13 protein-coding genes, 1 other RNA gene and 1 pseudogene are annotated in these 20727 nt (G+C 69.6%); 5 read left to right on the top strand and 10 right to left on the bottom strand.

Features of this window, described 5'->3' with window-relative positions; all coding sequences use genetic code 11:
* The 4 genes from pglX to IM697_RS10250 all read right to left on the bottom strand — a co-directional run bounded on the left by pglX (position 1) and on the right by IM697_RS10250 (position 9542).
* A complete protein-coding gene (gene pglX, locus IM697_RS10265; protein ID WP_194046778.1) occupies positions 1-3696 on the bottom strand; it encodes a BREX-2 system adenine-specific DNA-methyltransferase PglX in 3696 nt (1231 codons plus the stop codon).
* Entirely contained in the window at positions 3693-8399 is a 4707-nt protein-coding gene (gene pglW / locus IM697_RS10260) for a BREX system serine/threonine kinase PglW (protein WP_194046776.1), read from the bottom strand. The genes pglX and pglW overlap by 4 nt, the downstream gene beginning before the upstream one ends.
* Before the next feature lie 94 nt (positions 8400-8493).
* Positions 8494-8694 (bottom strand): DUF397 domain-containing protein, encoded by a 201-nt coding sequence (locus tag IM697_RS10255; RefSeq protein WP_194046774.1) that lies wholly within the window; start codon positions 8692-8694, stop codon positions 8494-8496.
* Entirely contained in the window at positions 8691-9542 is an 852-nt protein-coding gene (locus IM697_RS10250; protein ID WP_194046772.1) for a helix-turn-helix domain-containing protein, read from the bottom strand. The genes IM697_RS10255 and IM697_RS10250 overlap by 4 nt, the downstream gene beginning before the upstream one ends.
* Before the next feature lie 122 nt (positions 9543-9664).
* On the opposite strand from IM697_RS10250, the gene IM697_RS10245 reads away from it, so the two are divergent.
* The 3 genes from IM697_RS10245 to IM697_RS10235 all read left to right on the top strand — a co-directional run bounded on the left by IM697_RS10245 (position 9665) and on the right by IM697_RS10235 (position 14319).
* Positions 9665-10111, top strand: a complete 447-nt coding sequence (locus IM697_RS10245) for an ATP-binding protein (protein WP_194046770.1) — start codon at positions 9665-9667, stop codon at positions 10109-10111.
* A gap of 211 nt (positions 10112-10322) precedes the next feature.
* A complete protein-coding gene (locus IM697_RS10240) occupies positions 10323-11141 on the top strand; it encodes a hypothetical protein (RefSeq protein ID WP_194046768.1) in 819 nt (272 codons plus the stop codon).
* Positions 11134-14319 carry a DEAD/DEAH box helicase gene (locus IM697_RS10235; protein ID WP_194046767.1) on the top strand — a complete coding sequence of 1062 codons (3186 nt, stop codon included), beginning with the start codon at positions 11134-11136 and terminating at the stop codon, positions 14317-14319. Before IM697_RS10240 ends, IM697_RS10235 begins: the two co-directional genes overlap by 8 nt.
* A gap of 207 nt (positions 14320-14526) precedes the next feature.
* Here IM697_RS10235 and IM697_RS10230 read toward each other — a convergent pair whose 3' ends face one another.
* From IM697_RS10230 to IM697_RS10210, 5 genes and pseudogenes are all read right to left on the bottom strand, one after another.
* Entirely contained in the window at positions 14527-14799 is a 273-nt protein-coding gene (locus tag IM697_RS10230; RefSeq protein ID WP_194046766.1) for a hypothetical protein, read from the bottom strand.
* A 142-nt stretch (positions 14800-14941) separates the two neighbouring features.
* An RNA gene (rnpB, locus tag IM697_RS10225) (RNase P RNA component class A) lies at positions 14942-15345 on the bottom strand.
* Positions 15346-15445: 100 nt separating this feature from the next.
* Positions 15446-16165: pseudogene (locus tag IM697_RS45840) on the bottom strand (DMT family transporter); the annotation flags it as partial.
* Between the two features lie 82 nt (positions 16166-16247).
* Complete coding sequence (locus IM697_RS10215) at positions 16248-17078, bottom strand: AraC family transcriptional regulator (RefSeq protein WP_194046764.1); 831 nt, start codon at positions 17076-17078, stop codon at positions 16248-16250.
* A gap of 41 nt (positions 17079-17119) precedes the next feature.
* Positions 17120-17698 (bottom strand): Uma2 family endonuclease, encoded by a 579-nt coding sequence (locus IM697_RS10210; protein WP_194046762.1) that lies wholly within the window; start codon positions 17696-17698, stop codon positions 17120-17122.
* Positions 17699-17861: 163 nt separating this feature from the next.
* On the opposite strand from IM697_RS10210, the gene IM697_RS10205 reads away from it, so the two are divergent.
* On the top strand, positions 17862-18632 hold the full coding sequence (locus IM697_RS10205; RefSeq protein ID WP_194046760.1) for a MerR family transcriptional regulator: 771 nt from the start codon (positions 17862-17864) through the stop codon (positions 18630-18632).
* Complete coding sequence (locus IM697_RS10200; protein ID WP_194046758.1) at positions 18632-19255, top strand: hypothetical protein; 624 nt, start codon at positions 18632-18634, stop codon at positions 19253-19255. The genes IM697_RS10205 and IM697_RS10200 overlap by 1 nt, the downstream gene beginning before the upstream one ends.
* Here IM697_RS10200 and IM697_RS10195 read toward each other — a convergent pair.
* Complete coding sequence (locus IM697_RS10195; RefSeq protein ID WP_194046756.1) at positions 19242-20669, bottom strand: RNB domain-containing ribonuclease; 1428 nt, start codon at positions 20667-20669, stop codon at positions 19242-19244. The two genes, IM697_RS10200 and IM697_RS10195, sit on opposite strands and share 14 nt — an antisense overlap.
* Positions 20670-20727: the final 58 nt, after the last annotated feature.

The following is a 20727-nucleotide window of genomic DNA, read 5'->3' as shown; positions in this document are numbered from 1 at the left end:
TCAGGACTCCTTCGTCGTCTTCGTCGTGCTCTTGGTGCTCTTGGTTGTCATCGTGCTCGCCCCACGTCCGCGACGAGCGGGGGACGGACGCCAGGCCTTCAGGTCCTCGTCGGTGAGGTGACGGTCACCCTGGAGGGAGCGGCGCTGTGCAAGGGCGTCGGCGGCGGGCGAGGTGCCGTACGTCGGGTCGATCTCGCCGTGCCACTGGTCCAACCACAGTTGCAGTTCGAGGAGGGCGGCGAGCAGTGGCGGCCACTCCTCGTCGGACAGCTCGTGTCCATGGGCGTGGAGGTGGCCGATCAGCGCCTCGGCCTGCTGGAGGTGGTCCCAGCCGGCCCAGCCGTAGAGGGGCGGGGACTGGACGTTCTCCGTGCCGTAGGAGATGAAGCGCTCCTTCGGTACGTCGAGCTTGCCGCGCAGGCTCCAGTAGGAGCTACGGAGGAAGTCGGCGCTGGTGTAGGGCCGCGGGACCGGGATCGCGTCGCGGATCTTCTTCTTGGCGAGGAAGTCCTGCTCGGCGTCCTCCTTGCGTTGCTCCTCCCACGTCCGCTCCCAGTCGGTGCGCTTGTCCAGACCGGAGGGCTTGTAGCGGAGGGCAGCGACGGCCGGTACATGCTCGGTGGAGAGGAGGGCGGCGACGGTCTTCGGGAACTCCTGTCCCGGTGCGAAGAGTTCGGCGACCGCGACGAAGTCCTCGTCCTGTTCGAGGTCGTGGACCAGCTGGTTGAGGGTGCGGATCAGCGGGCCGCCCTCCGCGTCGAACCAGAGGGCCTGGTCCTCCATGTGGTTGAGCAGCCATGAGCGCAGGGCCTTCTCCTGGAGCGCGTCCCACCCCTCAGTGGCCCAGCGCCGCTTGTACTCGGGTCGCTCCACCATGCCGATCTGGCGGTTCGACTCGATCGCGTCGATGCGCTTCTGGACGATCTCCCGGTAGGGGGCGGGCCACTCGGCCGGGATCTCGGTGATAGGCATGGAACCGTGACGCCGGAACCACTCGTCGGACGCCTCACCTGCCTCGACCTTGCGCGCCAGCACGATCTCGAAGGCGCGCTGGCCGAGGGCGAGTTCGGGGACGTCGGCGAAGTCGTCGCCGTTGCGGGGGGCGGGGCGGAGGTCGTCGTCGAGGAGGCCGTAGAGGGCGTAGACCTGCCAGTCGAGTTCTTCTTGGAGGGCGATCATGCGGGCGCGGAGGTGGGCGTACTGGGTGTGGGCTTCGCGAAGGGCGGGAGCGGTTGGGGGAGATTTGGAGGCTACTGCGGTTGGGGTAGTAGCAGCCATCTTTTGGGCGAGGGTGTCAAGTTCGATGGCAAGAGTGGTGGGGTAGGCAGGAGGCAGGGGGAAGTCAGCGACGTTCGTGGTGTTGAACTGGTAGAAGTCCTCGAAAGGAATGGTCGACTGTCGTGCTCGTTGGGAATCCGCCCCGCTGCCCTTGTTATGGCACACCATCCTAAGCCAGAACCCAGCCGCTGAGCTATTGAGCACACCGAGCAGCCGCAGGTGCTCTTCCTCCGAAGCTTCCTCCCGCAGCTTGATCACCGGCGCAGTCTGCTTGAACGCTTTCCCGATCCGATCAAGCACAAAGTGGTTATGCGTCGCCACTTCTGAAAAGGCAATAGTCCACGGATGACACCCTGGGCGCGGAGTCACCTGATGCCATTCGTACCACGGCCTCCCATCGGAGAAATATGTCCCCTTGGAGAAGGTCGCGCGGTGGCCCAGCACCGTGCGGCTGGGCCACATCCACTTGTACGCGCCGGAGTCCTCGGGCAGGGCCAGCAGTTTGAACCTCTCCGCGGTCTCTTCGTATGGGAAAAAGGTGTAGGTTCGCTCCGAGTGGAGCCAATCGCGCAGCTCGTCGCCAAGCACGAGCGTGCGCGCGAGTTGTTCATTGCCACAGCGGCGAACCCACGCGGAAGCGTCACTCAGCATGACGTCGTCAGCGTTGGTCATACCGAACACTCCGAGTCGCCCGACACTTTTAGTCAAGGCACCCGGGCTTCTGGAGTTAAGTCGCTCCAACATTTCTTGGCCACCCGACGCCAGCACCCATGGATGTTGCGCGAAGTGCTGCTTCCGATCAAGGTCATCGACGGATACCCACTTGCTAATGCTGCCCGGGTCGTCGATTTGGCCATTGATCGCGGACCACACATGCCCCAAGGCCGGATCATCGGGCGCCCCCGGCTCTCCCTGCACCGAACGCACCGTACGCACTGTCTGAGTCCGATACCGACCGCTGCGTCGCCGTCCGACGAGGATCACGGTGGGAGTTCCGTGGCCTGGGATGTAGGCACCAGAGGTATCGATCACCTCAGTGAGCTCAACCTGCTCGGCGAAGTACTCTTCGATCAGCTTCACCCCGAACTCACGCTTAATAAAGGAGTTCGAGGTGATCTGGCCAACCATCCCGTAGCCGAGCCCTGTATCCGGGTCCCCGTGCTTCGCGAGCTCGAAGAAGCGCTCCGCGAACGGGACGGTCAGGGCGTACTTTCCAGCACAGCTCTTGTACATCTCCCGATACCGCTGGTTGAGCTCCTTGTCCTTCACAGTGATGTACGGCGGATTACCCACAACAACGTGATACCGCCCCGGGTTCAGAATGTCCGGGTGTTCCAGCCAGTCCTCCGTGCGATACGCGAACGAGGCCAGCGGATCCTCCGCCGCTTCCCCGTCCAGCGTGAGCTCCAGCTGACGGGACTTGATGAGCGAATCACCCACCGCCAGATGGACCGGCCACTCGTACCGCGCTGCCTTGCTCATCGTTCGCACATTCGCGGCAGCCATGGCCGCAACCAGCAGACGGAACCGTGCGATAGCCACCGCGAACGGGTTGATGTCCACACCGTGCACCGAATCGAGCGCCGCCCGCACCCGCTCGTGAACGTCCACCGTCGGGGCTTTGTCGGCCCACTCCATTACCAGCCGCTTGAACGCGCCCAGGACGAAGTGCCCCGACCCGCACGTAGGGTCGATCATCTTCAGGCCCTTGAAGCCGTATTCGCGCAGCGCGGGCGTCATCGTCCGCTCAAGGATGAACTCCTCCACGAACTCCGGCGTCTGCAGCAGCGCGTACCGCTTCTGGGCGTCCTCACTCAGGTCCTGATACAGGTCACCGAGGAAGCGCGTGTCCCACCCCTGAGTCCCGTCCTCGTCGTCCTCCTCCAACGGATCCGTGAAGTCGTGAACGAGCGTGCCGTCTTCCCCACGCCGCCCCCAGAAGGCGACCAGCGCGCCCGCCCCCTCGTGCGACAGCGGCACCTGGTACAGCGGATTGTGCTGCTCATCGAAGAGGAGGTGCCCCGCCTGCCCGGCCCCGATCTCGTCGAACGCCTTGAGGAGCCAGCCACGCCAAGTGGGATCGTCCGCCGTCGACTTGTACTCGTCGTACCGCGCCTGCGCCAGCTCCCGCCGGTCGATGTCCGGCGACGTCAGGTACGGCTCGGCAATCAGCTCGTTGTCCTCACAGAACCGCACGAAGACAGTGGCCAGCACCCACGCGACCGCCACCTGCGTGAGCTGCTCGTCGAGCCAGGCCTTCCGCGTCGCCGCCGTACGGCCGAGCTCACGGGCCTGCTGGTACTCGATCGCGTACCGTTCACCCACCTCGGGACGCTCGTCGACCTGCCGCTCAAGGTCCTTCTTGGCTGCGGCGACCTGCGGCTTGAGGTCGTCCAGTAGGGCCTTGCGGTCGATCATCCGGCGTTCTCCTCAATGCTTTCGGTCTGTGCGCGGTGCGGTTGCCGGACCCACGACTCGGGCAACGGGATCCACTCCCCCAGCGGCTCCTGGTAGGCGGCGTACACGTCCCGTACGCCGTCGGGCCCCACAGCCCTGCCCAGGACCGGCGCCCTGCCAGGATCGGCCTGCGGAACCAGCAGCCACAAGGGCCGCTTGGCCTCGCCCTCCCGTGCCTGCCGAGCGAGTTCGTCCAACCCGCCGGCGTAGTCGTAGCGGGCGAAGACAGCAGCGTCCGTCAGCAGCAGCGGGCGCGGATCCTCGCCTTCGCACAACAGCAGGCTGATCTCCTCACGCATGCGGTCGCACGCGTTCCGGGTGAAACGGGCGAAGTTCACGGCCGCCGTGGATCCGGCCTCCGCCGCATCGGCCTTGAGAAGCGTCTCCCAGCGCGGCAGCCCCTTGGGGTTCGCGGCCGCCTTGATCTGCTGCTCGTCGTGAAGGTGCCGCAGGAACAGCGCGGTCGCCGAGACCGCCACCGCTCCGCCGCCGAACCGCGCGTCCGCCAGGTGACGCACCGCCCGCTCGGCCAGGCCACTGCGGACTGTCAGCACCCGATAGCCGTCGCCCCGCCCCGCGGCCAGCAGACGGTCCTCCGCGCGGGCTCTCGCGGCCAGGTCGGCGTCCTCCGACCACGCGGCGGCGGAGACGGTTCCGGTGGACGTGCCGTCCAGCCCGGAGCGGAAGTGGCTGGCGTTCTCCAGGCCCTCCGGGAGGTAGCGCTGGTGCCGCCCGTCCTTGTGCGTGCGCAGGACCAGCGGGAAGCCGGCCTCGCGCAGGGCATCGGTGAGGGGAGCGTCCGTCGGGAGTCCGTGTCCGTCCTCGCCTTCCCCCGTCCGCAGCTCGGGGAAGCGGGAGCGGACCCGCTCGTGTACGGCGGCCACGGTCAGGCCCGGCTGCTCGTCGTCCGGCATGCCGGGGATGATCTTGACGATGCCGGCCTGCGTGAGGCGCAGTGCCCGCACCAGGCCGAGCCCGCGCGGGTACAGCTCCAGACGGGAGGAGACCGCCGCGTCCTGTGAGGCCGCCGCGGCGATGTCGACCGTCCGCCGCTCGTCCCAGTCCAGGGTGCCCTCGGGCGGCTCCACCCGGGTCAGGTCGGCCAGTACAGCGGCGGCCGTCGGCAGGGTCTCGGCCTGGACGAGCCGGTCCGCGCGGCGGCCCAGCCTGATCGCGTAGTCGAGGAGTCCGGGTGCCGAGGGGGTGTCAGGGCTGTCGACGCCCTCCCGGGCGTGCAGGGCGAGCAGCCCGGGGCGCAGGGCGTCGTCGGTGGCCTGGCGGCTCATGCGGTGCAGGAAGGCGGGGGTGGCGGCGCGTTCCTCCATCTCCACGACGGCTCGTACGGCGGCCAGGGCGAGGGCGCGGCGCTGGTACAGCTCGGGCAGGTCGGTGCCGCGGCGCAGGATCAACGCGTCGGCGATCTCGCTGGCCGAGGCGAGGCGACCGGACTGCTCCAGGATCTCCAGGACCTCGACGCGCAGCTCCCGGAGGACCTGTTCCTCACGCCACTTCTCCCGCAGGCCCAGGATGTGCGGGTTGACCCCGCCCTGGGTCATGTCGAGCAGCTTGGCCACGTCCGTCTGCGTGGGCCAACCGGGTAGTTGCGGCAGCCGCCCGTCGTCGCGGGGAAGGCGCAGCAGCGCGCGGGCGACAGCGACACGGGTCTCGTTGCTGCCCACCGGGCCCCGCTGGCCAGGCACCAGCTCGGGCACCAGACGGGTGGCGAGCGCGTCGAGGGAGACCCGCCGCAGGGCGGAACGGTCGCCCGAAGCAAGGCCCAGGTGGTCGCTGACCTTGCGCTCCAGGCCCGACTCGGCCTTGGCCGCGTCCAGTTCGGCCTTGGCGGCCTTGCGGCCCTCCCCGGTGAGCGGGTTGAGGTCCGCGGCGCGCAGACGGCGCCGCCATTCCCGGACACGGCGCTGGATGTCGGCGAGGGTCTTGGCGCCCAGGCCCGGCTTGTTGATCAGATCGCGCTCGCTGCGGTCCAGCAGCTGTCCGACCTCGGTGATCCCCAGGCCGTACAGGAAGGACTCGGCGGCGGCGGTCAGGCCCGACAGGGACAGGTGGGTGTCGAGCTGGGCGGCGGCGGCCCGCTCGTCGCGCACCGCCTCGGAGTCAACCGCCTCGTCGAGGCCGTGTCCCTTCCCGTGCGACGAGGGCACGGCCTGCTGGGACGCGTCGAGGAAGACCTTCTTCCACGCGTCGTGCATGTCCTTGAGCGTGGCGTACCGCTTACCGGCATCCCTGTGCAGTGCCTGGCAGAAGAACCGCCGCAGCCCCTTGCGCACCGGGTCGTCGAACGCGTCCTTGGCGATCTCCGGGTGCGGCATCTCCTCGGGGTCGGTCATCTCGGGCGTGACCGAGCCGTCTCCCCAGCGGGGCAGCTCGCCGGAGGCCATCTGGTGCAGGGTGACCGCGAGGGCGTACCGCTCGGCCTGGTCGTCGTAGACCGCCCGCCTGTTCACCGGGCCGCCGATGAAGGGGTCCATGTACCCCCGAGTGCCGACCGCGGTCTCCCTGGCCGGGTAGGAGGCGAGGGAGAAGTCGATCAGGACCAGTTCGCGGGTGCCGTTGGGGCGCTTGCGGATGGCGATGTTGTCGGGCTTGATGTCCCGGTGCCACACACCCTCGCCCTGGAGGAAGTCGACGGCGCCGAAGAGCTGGTCGCCGTACTTCTCCAGAGACTCCGTGCCCATGGCGCCGAGCTCGCGGAGCCAGCGGGCGAGGGTCTCCTCGCGGGCGCGGATCTTGCCGCTCGCGCCGTCGTCGTCGGCGAGTTCCGCCTTCTCGTCGCCGACGTACTCGACGGCGAGCACGGTCTTCTCGCCCATCCGCAGCGGCTCGTCCACGACCAGGTTGATCACCCGGGAGTCGGCGCGCATCCGGCGCATCACCTGCGCCTCGCCGTCCAGGATGGAGGCGCTGCGGTCCGTGACGGCCACCTTGAGGACGGCGAGCGGCCGGGTCCGGAACTCCTCCGCGCGCAGGTCCCGGACGAGGAAGGCTCGCGAGGTGGAGCCCGTGCCGAGGCGCCGACGGACCTGCCAGCGACCGCCGCCCAGTACGTCGCCGGGCTCGGCCTCCAGCGGATCGGGCTCTTCCTGCGGCTCGGGCTCGGCCTGGGCCTCGGCAGGTCCGGCTGCGGCGGCGGGAGCCGCGGGCTCGGCGGGTTGCGCATGCCGGATGCCCACCGACTCCTCGGCGTCGGCGAGGAGTTCGAGGAACTCGTCGACGGAGGACATCCGGTGGTAGGGGTTGTAGGCCGTGGCAGCGTGCACCAGCAGGTCCACGTCGTCCGTCAGGCCGTCGACGACGGCCGACGGCGTCAGGCCGTCGCCGTCGCGCAGCATCGCCAGGACCTCGGCCTGGCTGGATGCCGGAGGGCGGCCGGTGACCAGCAGATAGGCGAGCGTGCCCAGGCCGTACACGTCCAGGAGCACCGGGTCGGGCCGGGTGGCGGTCAGTTCCGGCGCCAGGTACGGCCCGGCTCCCTCGGCCACGTGCGTGGCGGACAGCGCTGTCGGGGCGAGGGCAGCGGCGGCGCGCGCCCCGCTGCTCGAACCGAAGCTGCGGGCGCTGGCCACCTGCCAGTCGGCGATCTCCAGACGCGGACGGAGCCACGCCTCTTCCTCGCCGGGCTTGCGCGGGCCCGGAATCACGTCGATCGAGCGGGCGGCGAGGGCCCGGTGGTGGAGCAGGCCGGCGTGCGCCGAGCGGATCGTCTCGGCGAGCTGCCGTAGCAGTCCCAGGCGGGCCTGGATGGTAAGCCCGTCCCCATGGCGGCGGATGTACTCGTCCAGGCGCATCGCCCGCATGTCGTGCTCGAAGAGCAGGGCGGGCCCGGCGGGGTGGCCCGCCGGTTCGAAGGTCTTGTACTTCGCGGCCCCCGGGTGCTTGAAGCGGCTGAGCACGGCTGCCTCGCGGCGCGCCGCCCGCTCCACGGACTCGCGCGCCTCGTCGGTCGAGCCCCGCTCGCGCAGGTAGACGCGCACGCGGACGGTCTCGTGCAGCTCCTTATGGTGACCGACGTAGTCCACCCAGGTCGGGCCAGAGGCGATCTCCTTGTCCAGGCGGTAGGCGCCGACCCACTTCTCGGCCTCGCTCGGACGGATGCCGGCCTTCTTGAGCCACTTGGCGATGTTGGCCGAACGACCCTCATTGATCTTGGATCGTTCGTCGCGTGGCGGCCGGCCCAGCTCCTTGACCAGCTCGGCGATGGTGAACACGTTCTGCCGCTCATGCGGCGGCAACTCCACGCGCAGCTTGGGATTGGTGATGCAGACGGCTTCCCGGATCCACACCTTGGGGTCCTTGGGCCCGGCCGCCCGTTCCAGCAGGCCTGACAGCTGCGCGGCCTTCCTGTTCAGGAGGTGCAGCGGGTTGCCGTGGTCGATCTCTTCGTCGTTCCCCTTCGTCTGCACCCAGGTGCCGTACGGAGCCGAGAGGCGGCCGACCCAGTCCTTAAGCTCGACCAGCCATACACCGCCGGGAGCGACAATGAGGAGGTCGCATTCGCGAGGATGGCCCGAATTGGCAGTGAAGGTGAAGTTCGACCAGGCTCGCCACGGCTTGCCGCCGGGGAGCTGCTTGCGGATCGACTCCAGGCCCCGCTTCTCGTGCCCGTATTCAGACTCGGTGACGGTCGTCCACCGGTCCTTCTCCATCGCTCCTCGCTAACTTCGCCACCCCGTCAACGGTGCGATCACGCCGGTGACCGCGGGCCATCGTATCCCTCACGCACGCACCGGCGAGATGTCATTACTTGACGTAGCGGACCGCGTACCGGACGAACGCGGACCACTGAGGGGCGGGGAAGGTGAGGTGGGCTTCGGCGGGGGCCTTGGAGTCGCGGATGTGGATGGCGCCGGGTGCGGCTGCAGCCTCCAGGCACTCACCGCCTTCGCCTCCGCTGTAGCTGCTCTTGACCCAGACGAGGCGGGCAGGTTCCGCAGTACTCATTGCTCCCCCAGCAAGTTCTCGATCAGGGCAAGGGACTCGCGCGGCGTGAGGGCCTGCCCACGGATAGCTCCATAGCGTGCGGCCATGTTACGCACCTCGTCCGGGTTCGTGATCAAGTGGCTGGCGCCCTGCACCTCCAGGTAGGCCACCTGCCGCTTCCCCCTGGGAGTCAACAGGACGAACGGTCCATCCACACCAGGGTTCTCGTCACACCTTAGAGGCAGGACTTGCAGCGTCGTACTGCGCAGTCGGCCAACCTTCAGCAGGTGCCGCAGCTGCTCCTGCTGGATCTTCCTCCCCCCGATTTCACGTCGCAGCACGGCCTCGTCGATCACCGCAGTGACGATCGGCGGCGGCCAACGAGTCAAGATCTCCTGACGAGCCATCCTCGCTGCCACCCGTTGCTCAATGGTCCCCTCTGCCCACAACGGTTGCCGCACAGTGAACGTGACCCGAGCATAGTCCTCGGTCTGCAACAGGCCCGGGACCGTAACCATGCTGAAGAAGTTGATCTCAACAGCCTCCCGCTCCAACCGCGCATAATCCCTGAACCACGCAGGGTGCCTCACCCGAGCCCTCGCCTTGGCCTTCTCCACATCCTCGATCGTGGCCTTCAACAAGCCCCCCGCATCCAGCAGTTCATCGGCCGCCACCAGAAACTCCGCCTGCGGCGTCCGCCTCCCCCTCTCCAGCGAGGAGATGAGATCCTCGCCGTACCCGAGCCGGTCCCCCAACTCCCGCTGGGTGAATCCCGCCCGCTCCCGCAGCACCTTGACCTGCTTGCCGACGGCCCTGTTCAGGTCGCTGCCCTGGTCACCCTCGTCGTACGTCTCCGCCGTCTCCGACACACCAACACCCCATAAGGTCACGGCCGACACCTCGTACGGGATACTGTCCGTACCGGTACACGCACCCTCCGTACCGAGGAACTCCCTGGTCAGGGTAGAGCGACCCGACCACGCTCTGTGACATGAAGTCACAAATCTCCACCCCTGAACCCACCACCCACCCCACCCGGCACTTCACCCAACTCCTCAGCGCCACCCCTCGCGGCGCCCGCCTCGCCCGGCTTCTCACGGTGCAACAGCTCACCGAATGGGGCTGGCCGCCCGCCTGCCCGGTCAGCGAGTCCGCCGCCCTGGTCGTCGCAGAGCTGGCCGCGAACGCGGTGACCCACGGCCGGGTGAGAGGCCGGTGCTTCCGTGTCACGCTCGCCCTGGACGCCCCGGACACACTCCGTGTCGAAGTGGCCGATTCACGAGGCGACCGCCTGCCACGCTCCCGTACCGACCCCGCGGATCCCACCGCCGAGTCCGGCCGCGGCCTGCTGCTCGTCGACGCACTCGCCACGCGCTGGGGCACCGCTCCGTACCCGCCTTCCGGCAAGACCGTCTGGGCATGCCTCCCACTCCTCTGACTGCGAATGCGGCACAGTCCGTCCACAGGCGGACACACGGCGTGGACAAGTCGGCGGGGAGATGGAGAGAATTCTGATCACACCGTCGGTCCCAGGAGTGGTCGCGATCACCACTCGCCCCGGCTCCCGCCCGTACCCGGGCCGGCCAGGTCACGGGACGGTCGCACGGGGACGGCGCACCGGCGCCTTGTGGGGGAAGGATGTACGGGTGGTGGGGGAAAGCAGCGCCGTCGGCGGCGCCGTGCCGCGCGTCTCGCGCGGGATCGAGGTGTACGGCGGTTCGGACGGGGCCGTGTCATGGAGCGGCGTCGAGCTGACGACCAATGTGATGCGGGAGTTGGCGGCCGGGCCGTGGGCCGAGCGGGTGGGCGATCTGGAGGCCACCCGGGAGTTCCTCACCGGGCTGCGTTCCCTGGCCGCCACGGACATGGAGACCGAGTTCATCAGCACCCTTCTGGAGGCCGAGCCCGAGCCCCTGCCGTGGCAGGTCGGCGAGGCGCTCGCCGAGGTGCTGCTGGAACACTGGCACGGTGCGCTGTGGGTGTGGGACGGCGCCCGGGACCGGCGTACCCGCAAGGCGAGCCTGCCGGGTGCCGATCTGGTCGGTTTATGTGTGGCGGACGGTTCGGCACGGCTGCTGTTCGGCGAGGTCAAGTCGTCCTCCCAGGAGGACTGCCCGCCGAGCGTGATGGTCGGCTCGAAGGGCATGATCGAGCAGCTGAAGCGGCTGTCGTGCAAGGACGACCACCTCACGCTCATGAAGTGGCTGAACTTCCGCTGCCGGACGCCGGAGCACAAGGCGGCCTACCGTACTGCCGTGAACCGCTGGGTGAAGTCGCAGGGCAAGGACATCCAGCTCGTCGGCTGTCTGGTGCGTGACACGACACCGCAGGAAAAGGATCTCGGCGACCGCGCCGCCCATCTGGCGAAGACGGTCGTCGAACCGATGCACGCCCTGCTGACGGCCTGGTACCTTCCGGTGGCCATGACCACGTGGCCCCAGCACGTGGGGGTGCGCGACCTTGGCTGACCTCGGCTGGCTCGAAGGCGCCCTGGACCCGGACCTCGTGGAGGATGCCGGTGAGAGGGCGCAGCGTGTGCTGATCCGTTCCGCCCTGCGGGCGGTCGACGGGGAGGTTCCCGAAGGCTCCCCGGACAGCGGGGAGGCTGTCGACTTCGCGGTGGACGCCCTGGACCTACTGGCCTGGGATGCGATCGCGGAGGATCCGAAGGCGGAGTCCACGCGCCGGTTGTGCGAGCAGATGTTCGTCCTGGCGCGGGCCCGGCTGCCCCGGGGCGATTCCGCCGAGGCGCGTCTCGAACTGCTGCGCACGGCCTGTCTGGGCTGGATCGCGGACGAGACCCCGCTCGCGGCCCGGCTGCTCGCGGACGTCCGACTGCCCTCCGCCGCGGACCTCGAGGAGGACTGGGAGACCCGGGTGCGGCGCGGAACCGCCGACGCGTGGCTGCTGTTGCTGCGCAAGCGAGGCTGGGACGACCTGGACGCCCTGGATCACCTCATCGCCCGGCTGAGGAGCGAGCAGATCGAACGGGAGGAGGCGTATCTCACGGCGACGGGGGACGATGCCCGGCCGGCCGCCTGGTCGCTGGCCGCCCATTACCACCTGCTCAAGACGGCGGAGCTGCTGGCCGAATACCTATCCACCGGTCATCTCATGCGCGAGAAGCGCCCCAGCCGTCACTTCGGCGTGCGCGAGCGCGTGCAGTCGCACTGCGATCGTGCGCTGGAAGCGGCCATGGCCTCCTCGGACCCCGATCTGGAAGTCCTTGTACGGTTGTTGACCGCCACGGCGGACCAGATCATCGACAACAGCCTGTGGACGGTGGCACGCGCGGTCAGCCCGGAGGTGAACGCATTCGTCGCCTCCCTGGTCAACCGGGGACGACCACGCCCGATCTTCGAGGTGCTGCCGCCACAGCGTGTCGCTCTCGCCGAACAAGGCCTGATCCGCACGGCGCACCGCAGTGTGGTGGTCAGCCTGCCCACCAGCGCGGGCAAGACCCTGATCGCCCAGTTCCGGATCATCCAGGCCCTCAACGCCTACGACAAGCAGCAAGGCTGGGTGGCCTACGTCGCCCCGAACCGGGCGCTCGTGAACCAGGTGACGCGTCGCCTGCGCCGCGACTTCGCCGACCTCGGGATCGGGGTGGAACGGGTCAGTCCCGCCCTGGAGTTCGACGGGTTGGAAGAGGACATGCTCACGGACCGCAGCGAGCGGCAGTTCCGGGTGCTGGTGTCCACACCGGAGAAGCTCGACCTGCTGCTCCGGGCCGGCTGGCAGGAGAGGATCGGGCGTCCGCTGTGTCTGGTGGTGGCCGACGAGGCACACCACCTCGGCGTGGACAAGCGCGGGATCAAGCTCGAGCTGTTGCTGGCCACGGTCAATCGGGAGGCCCAGGACGCGGGCTTCCTGCTCCTCACTCCCTTCATTGACAACGGCGACGCCATCGCCGAGTGGCTGGACAGCGGCAGCCGGCAGTCGGTCGGGCTGTCGGTGGACTGGACACCGAACGACCGCATCGTGGCACTCGCCCACCGCGAACGGACCACGGGCAAGGGAGGATTCCGAGTCAACCTGGAGACCCTCGTCACCAGCCGGAGAACGCTCAGCGTGCCCGACGATCTGCCCCTGGACAGGTACCGGCCGCTCGGCCTGTCATGGTCCCAGGCAGGCAGTCCCGGCAAACTGGCCGCGGCGACGGCCTCGGTCCTCGCCGACCGCGGGCAGACCATCACGCTGGCCCAGCGGCCGGACTTCGCCTGGTCGATCGCCCAGCAGATCGCGGGCGACCGAGCCGACATGCCCCCGGTCGGCGAGGACCTGCGGGCGGTGCAGGACGTGGTCGAAGAGGAGTTCGGCGCGGACTTCCCGCTCAGGAGGCTGCTCGCCAAGGGTGTCGGCATCCACCACCGCGGCCTGCCGGATGACATCCGCGTCCTGACGGAATACCTGATGGAGACAGGGGACCTGGCGCACCTGGTGTCCACGACGACCATCGCCCAGGGCGTCAACTTCCCCGTGGCGAACGTCGTTCTGGCCTCACACCAGTTCCCGTACGGGACCGATATCCCAGCCTCGGACTTCTGGAACCTGGCGGGGCGGGCGGGCCGCGTCGAGCAGGGCGAGGTGGGCTTGATCGCGCTGGCCGCGACCGACGAGGAACGGGCCCGGAAACTCCGGGACTTCGTGGGCCGCCAAGTCGCAGAGCTGAACTCCACGCTCATCGACATGGTGGACAGGGCCATGACCTCGTACGGCCATCTCGATCTGCACACGCTGGCGGCCCTTCCCGAGTGGTCCGCCTTCGTGCAGTACCTGGCCCACACGTACCGGCAGATCGGGGACCACGAGGAATTCGCCGACGAGATCGAGCAGGTCCTGCGCGGCACCCTCGGCTTCCAGAGCCTTCGCCGGGTGAACAGCGGCTGGGCGGCCGAACTGACCCGCAGCGTACGGGAGTACGCGGAACGTCTCTCGGGCAAGGCGCTGGGACTCGTGGACAGCACGGGCTTCTCGTGGGAGAGCGTTGCGGGCACGCTGAAGCGGCTGAGCGATGCGCGCATCGACCGTGAGGTCTGGTACACCTCTCTGTTCGAGGGCGACCGCAGGCCGTTGGCCCAGTTGGTCGGGGTGATGCTCGAGGTGCCCGAGCTCAGGGAGAGCCTCTACGAGATCACGGACGAACACGAGGGACGCAGTGGCGACTACATCGCCCGCGTCATCCAGGACTGGGTGAACGGCGCGTCCGTACGGCAGCTGGCCGCCGACCATTTCAAGAAGCCAGGCGAGTCCGACAGCCTCAAGGCGATCACCAAGTGCTGCCAGCGGCTCTTCGGTGACATGGCACCGACGGTGTCCTGGGGGCTGTCGGCGCTGCAGTCGCTGACGCTCGGGCAGGAGTTCGCGACGCTACCCGTCGAGACCCAGCGCGAGCTGCGGAACATCCCGTCGTACGCCTTCTACGGCGTGCGCTCCGAGGACGCGATCGCGATGCGGCTAGCGGGAGTGCCACGGTCGGCAGCCGGCCGCCTCGCCCTGGCCGTCGTCGGCGACCAGGCCCGCACCCGGCCCGTCGACGCCCGTGCCCGGCTGGCCGCGCTTCCAGATGCCGCGTGGCAGTCGGTCCTCGGGGCCAAAGGAACGGCCTACCGGACGGTCTGGCGGATCCTTGACGGCGTGCAGTAAACGGTACACGTGGCAGCGCTCAGTGCACGCACGACGCCCACCGGGCACAGGCGCACCTTGCCTCGGCAAGAAGAGCCTCTGCCGTGGCCGACGCTCCCCAACGAGTCCACCGCTCTGCCCACCACCGTGCGCAGGTGCTCGGCCGTGATCTAGATCCGCTGTCGCGCGACGGCAAACTGCTCCTCTCGGGCGCCTCATCGCGTTTCCTCACGTGCGCCAGTGTCCCGTCCGCCGCGTCGACACGCTCGAGACGCGTGGAAGGTCGCGTTCGGTGAGGCGCGGACTCTCCCCCTTGTCGGTGGCGGAGTCGATCTTGCCGTGGAGGATGCCCAGCGCCACCGTCCGGTCCGCTTCCGAGCGGACCACGCCAGCAGCAAGTGCGTCGAGTCGGTCAAGGATCACCGGCACGGCCGCATGGTCGCGGGTGCGCAGCAGGACGCCGAGCTCTCCGGCCGCCGCCTCAATTCCTGGGCGTGCCACAGCAGCGGCCCTCCGATTTTCGTCGCTACTTTCGTAGCCGTGCAGTCCGGTTTGGACCGGTGCGGAACGGGATGGCTCTGCCCCCCGATCTACCAATCAGGGCCCCTGACCAGTACTTTCGCTGATCAGAAGCCCCAGTCGGCAGACGAGTCGGGCTGTACGCCGGGTTCTGTTCCTCAAGGTCCTCGCGGCCCCTGAGGCGACGGCCATCCATCTACGACCGGCGTTGCCGCCGGCCTCCTGCGGTCTACCCGCGGACTCGGGCGGGCAGCCCTCGAGCGTCCGCGCAGAGACACCGGGGTGTCTCCTTCTTGACCTTGCTCCGGGTGGGGTTTACCTAGCTGCCCAGGTCGCCCTGGGCACTGGTGGTCTCTTACACCACCGTTTCACCCTTACCCAGCGCCTGAGCGCCGGGCGGTTTGCTTTCTGTGGCACTGTCCCGCGGGTCACCCCGGGTGGCCGTTAGCCACCACCCTGCCCTGTGGAGCCCGGACGTTCCTCGGGAAGCCCCCTAGGGGGACTCCACGCGGCCGTCCGCCCGGCTCGTCTGCCGTGTCGACCATGGTACCGGGCCGCGGGGCGCGGTCGTCGCCAGTACCGAGCCCGCGAGGATCAACGCGAACGCCGCCGCGACGCCGGCGGTGAGGCGCTCGTCCAGGAACACCGCCCCCGCCGCCACCGCCACCGCCGGGTTGACGTACGTGAACACCGTCGCCCGCGTCGGGCCCGCCTCCTTGATCAGCTCCAGGAACGCCACGAAGGCGACCGCCGTGCAGATCACGCCCAGGACGGCCAGGGCCGTGAGGGCCTCGGGTGAGGGGAGGGACGTCGGTCGGGTCAGTGCCGCGGCGGGTGCGTAGACCAGGGCCGCCAGGGTCAGGCACAGTGCCGTGAGCTGGAGGGACGGGACGTCCCTGAGCCATCTCGCCGCGATCAGCGGGGCCGTGGCGTAGCCCAGTACCGTCAGCAGCACCTCGGCCAGGGAGCGGGCGTCGCCGCCCGTGAGGTGCGGGACGGTGAGGGTCGCGACGCCCGCCAGGCCCAGGGCCAGGCCGGTCAGTCGGCGGATGCCGAGGTGTTCCGTGGCGCCGAAGAAGCGGGACAGGGCGATGCCGACGATCGGTACGCCGGCGATCAGCAGGCCCGCCGTGGAGCTGGACAGGTGGCGTTCGGCGTCCGCCAGGGTCCACCAGGGGCCGATGATCTCTATGCACGCGAAGGCCAGCATCGGGCGCCAGTGCCGGCGGGCCGTCCGGAGCAGGGCTCCCTGGCGTATCGCGAAGGGGAGCAGCAGCACGGCGCCCAGCGCGCAGCGCGTGAACACCACCATGGACGGGGAGACCTCCGCCACCGCCACCTTGATCATCAGGTACGGGATGCCCCAGACCACGCCCATCAGGGCGAAGAGAAACCAGCCTCGTGCAGTCATGCGGGCAGTTTCGGCCGGGTCACGCTCCGCTGTCTTGAACGCTGTTGCGGTACGCCGCCGGCGTCACGCCCAGCACGCGGCGGAACCAGCGGGTGAGGTGCGCCTGGTCCGCGAAGCCCACCAGGCCCGCGACCTCGGCCGGGCGCAGACCGGTCTCCAGCAGGCTGCGGGCCCGGGTCACCCGGTGCTGGGCCAGCCAGGCGTACGGCGGTATCCCCATCGTCGTGCGGAACGCTCGCAGGAGCTGGTAGCGGGAGAGGCCGAGATCAGTGGCGAGGGATGCGAGGGTGGGTGGGGAGGAGAGTTCGTCCGCCAGGCGGTCTCGTACCGCGTGGGCGATGCGGTGGGCGCCGGGCACCGGGTCGTGTGCCACGCGCGCTGTGGAGTGGCGGTGGGCCAGGGCCGTGAGCAGCCATGGGATACGGGACTCGGCCTCCAGAGGGTCCGGGCAGGTGGCCAGTTCCGTGTGCGCGCGACGCAGGGCGGCAGCCAGTTCCGGGTCGTCGAGGACCGGTTCGCGGAAGTGGGGGAGGGTGGAGCCGGTCGTGCCGTCGGTCAGGAGAGCGGGGGCGGCGTACAGGGCTCGGTAGGCGTAGCCGTCGGGGGCCGCCGGGCCGCCCGTGTGCATCTCGCCGGGTTCGAGGACGACGATCGAGCCGGGGCCCGCGATGATGTGGCCGCCCCGGTAGGCGATGACCTCCAGACCGGCGACGCAGACGCCGACGGTGAGTTCCTCGTGTGCGTGCGGGGCGTACACGTGCCGGGCGAAGCGGGCGGTGAGCAGGTCGAGGGGCGGGCCGCAGCGGCCGAGCCGTGCCCTGGTCCAGCTGGACTGCTCCTGTGCGTTCATCTCACACCCCCTGTGGTTCAGGGGGTGCAACGCCGAGTGGCTCAGAGAAAGTCCGTCGTGTCCAGGTCGAAGGCGAACGGCTCCGGCAGGGCGATCGGTTTGCCGAAGGGGAGGGTGCAGAGCTGCCGGTAGTCGTCCTTCTCCGGGTCGCTGAACAGCGTGACCGAGGAGGCCTCGCGGTCGATCAGCAGGTAGAGGGGGATGCCGCCCCGGGCGTAGCAGCGGCGCTTGGCCTCGCGGTCGGCCCTGGGCTTGGTGGACGTCACCTCGAGGACCATGGCGACGCCGTCGCAGGGCATCCAGGAGTCCGCGCCCCCGAAAACGTCGAACTCGACGGGCGCGAAGGTGACGTCCGGGATCACGTGGTTCTTCGGGCAGGACTCGCCGCTCCTCAGCCTCAGCCCCTTGTTCCCGGAGAAATCCATGTCGGTGTGGGAGCGCCTGACCACTTGCCGCACGATCCGGCTGATGTACTTCTCGTGGTCCCCGTCCGGCGGCGGCGTCACAACGATCTCCCCCTCGATCAGTTCGGCCCGGAAGCCCTCCGGGGTGTCGAGGGACAGGAAGATGTCCAGCAGTCCCTCAGCCAGCGTGGTGGGCTCATGCGCCACAGCAGTCATGTCACGCCCCTCCTTCGGTCGGTCGCCAGACTGGGACATCGGAAGATCACCTGTCCATGAGATCGGGATCCGTTCCCACGATCGTGGCACACGGTCATGGCCGCCGTCAGGCGGCGAGCCGCTTGCTTGACCCTGCCGCAACGTCAACGTATCTACTGGTCCCATGCGGATCGGAGAACTCGCCGCCGTCGTCGGTGTCACCACACGGACCGTGCGGCACTACCACCATCAGGGGCTGCTGCCCGAGCCGGAGCGGCGGCCGAACGGGTATCGGGACTACACCTTGCGGCATGCCGTCGTGCTCGCGCGGATCCGGCGGCTGACGGAGCTGGGGCTGGGGCTCGCGGAGGTGCGGGACGTGCTCGCCGAGGATGCCGGGAAGGATCTCGTCGAGGTGCTGGGCGAGCTCGACGAGGATCTCGCCCGGCAGGAGGCCGCGCTCCGGGAGCGGCGGGCGCGGCTGCGGGCGTTGCTGGAGACGGAGGGCGGGCTGCCGGCGGAGGGGCCGGTGTCGCCTCAGCTGGCCGCGCTCTTCCGGGACATGGCGCATGTCGTCTCCGACTCTCCCATGGCTGCCAAGGACCGCGAGGTGCTCGCCCTGATCGAGACCACGGGCTCGCCGGAGGACCGGGAACGGCTCATCGGGATCATGGGTGGCGCGCTGGCCGCGCCCGGCGGTGTGGAGCGCGCCCTGGCCGCCTACGCCCTCCTCGACGACCTCGTCGACGCCGCCCCCGACGACCCGCGCGTCGACGAGGCCGCCCGTGCCCTCGCCGACTGCCTGCCGCGCGAGCTGCTCCCGGAGGCGTGGGGGGACATCGACCACGACGACAGCTTTCTGCGTGCCTTCTACGCCGACTTCGCCCCGGCCCAGGCGGAGGCCATCCGTCGCACCCTGCACATCCTCACCGAGTCGAATGGGGACGGGCCGTGATGCGCACCGTGCTCGTCCTCGCCCGGCACGAGCTGCGGCTGCTCGTCAGTCTCGGGCTGTGGATCGCCCGGCGACGGCACGGGACCGGCACCGGCACCGCCTTCGGGTACGCCCGCGGGCAGGGCGCGATGATGTTCGGGTTCGGGTTCGTGTGCGTGATCGAGGCGGTCATGATGGCCGTGCTGCTGCGGAACCACCCCGCCGTGCACCGCGTGGTGCTCATGCTGGACGTGTACACCCTCGTGCTCGTCGCCGGGATGCACGCGGCCTCCGTCGTACGGCCGCACGTGCTGGACGGCGACTCCCTGCGCGTGCGGCGGGCCGCGCAGGTCGATCTGCGCATACCGCTGGAGAAGATCGCCCGTGTGCGGCGCGAGCTGCGCACCACCCATGAGCGGGCCGACGGCGAACTGAACCTGGCCGTCGGCGCCCAGACCTCCGTCACGCTCGAACTCACCGAGCCCGTCGCCCACTTCACCATCCTGGGCCGTCGACGCCACATCCGTCTCGTCCGCCTTCACGCCGACGACGCCGACGGCCTCGTACAAGAAATCCAGCAACAGATCCAGCAACAGATCCAGCAACAAATTCAGCAACGGATCCAGGGACTCAAGCAGGCATGAAACGCACCTTCGCCGCTCCCGGATCTGCCTGTGTGAGGCGGACCCTGAGCCGCTCTCCGAGTGGAAGGCGCTCCGTGCCCTCGATCCGGCCGATGATCGCCGGGGACTCCAACTGCACGGTCCCGACGGCGGGTCGACGCTCCTCCACGTCCACCACCCAGCCGTCGAACTCCTCCCCCACCCGGTCCTTCAGCAGCGCCGCCTCCACGAGGTCGACGCACTCCCGCTCGACCGTGCCCGCGCGCCGGGTGCCCTCGGCCATCCGGGCGGGCAGTGTGTCGAGGGCGGCCGTCACCCACTCGGGCACCGGCCGGCCGGTGCCGGCCGCGAGGCAGATCTCGGAGGCGTACCGGTCGGCGAGGCGGCGCAGTGGGGCCGTGCAGTGGGCGTAGGGGGCGGCTACGGCGGAGTGGGTGGTGAGGGGCGGCAGGGCGCCGTCGCGGAAGACCGTGTAGCCGGCGCCTCTGAGCAGCGTCGTGCACTCCTGCAGGAACGCCGCGTGGTGCGGGCGGTGCGGGTCGAGCGAGCGGACGAGTTCGGCGTACGAGACGTGGTGCGGCCAGTCGATGTGGAGGGCCTGTGCGGTACGGCGCAGGCGGCCGACCGCGCCGTCGGGGGCGGTGGGGAGGGTGCGCAGGATGCCGGTGCCGCCGGCCAGCATCAGGTCGGCCGCGGCCATTCCGGTCAGCAGGGAGATCTGGGCGTTCCAGCCGTCGGCGGGGTGCGGAGCGCGGTAGGCGAGTTCGTACGTGTGGTCGCGCTCGATGATCTCCTGCTCGGGCACGCTCAGCGAGATCCCGCCCCGCGCCACCTCCAGCCGTTCCCGCAGCTCCCCGATCTCCTTCAGCAGCGCCAGCGGCTCCTCCGCGGTTCCCGCGTCGATCTCCCTCTGCACGCCCGCGTAGTCCAGCTTGGCCCGGCTGCGGACCAGGGCCCGGCGGACGTCGACGGCGAGCGTACGGCCGTCCTCGTCGAGGTCGATCGTCCACAGGACGGCGGGTCGGTCCCGGTCCGGGAGCAGACTCGCCGCGCCCTCGCTCAGCAGCGCCGGGTGCAGCGGGATCCGCAGGTCCGGGAAGTAGAGGGTGGTCACCCGCCGGTGGGCCTCCCGGTCGAGCGGGCCCGACGGTACGACGAAGGCGGCGACGTCGGCGATGGCGTACCGGACGCGGTATCCGGTGCCCTGCCGGGAGAGGTGCATCGCCTGGTCGAGGTCGGTGGAGGTGGGAGGGTCGAGGGTGAAGAAAGGGATGTCGGTGGCGTCATGCGAGGGGAAGCGTGGGGCCCGCTCGGCCTCCGCCAGCGCCTCGGGCGGGAAGCTCGCGGCGACGCCGAGTTCGGTACGCAGCGCGGTGAGGGCGGCCCGGAGGGGGGCCTCGGGGGCGCCGGTCACCCGGATGTGGCGGCGGGGCATGAGTCGAGCGTAGGGCGAGGGGCGCCGGGTGGCACGCCGTACCCTGTGGCGGGGTGCG

This window comes from Streptomyces ferrugineus (assembly GCF_015160855.1).
In the GTDB taxonomy this organism is placed as follows: domain Bacteria; phylum Actinomycetota; class Actinomycetes; order Streptomycetales; family Streptomycetaceae; genus Streptomyces; species Streptomyces ferrugineus.
This window is presented reverse-complemented; position numbering and strand designations above follow the sequence as displayed.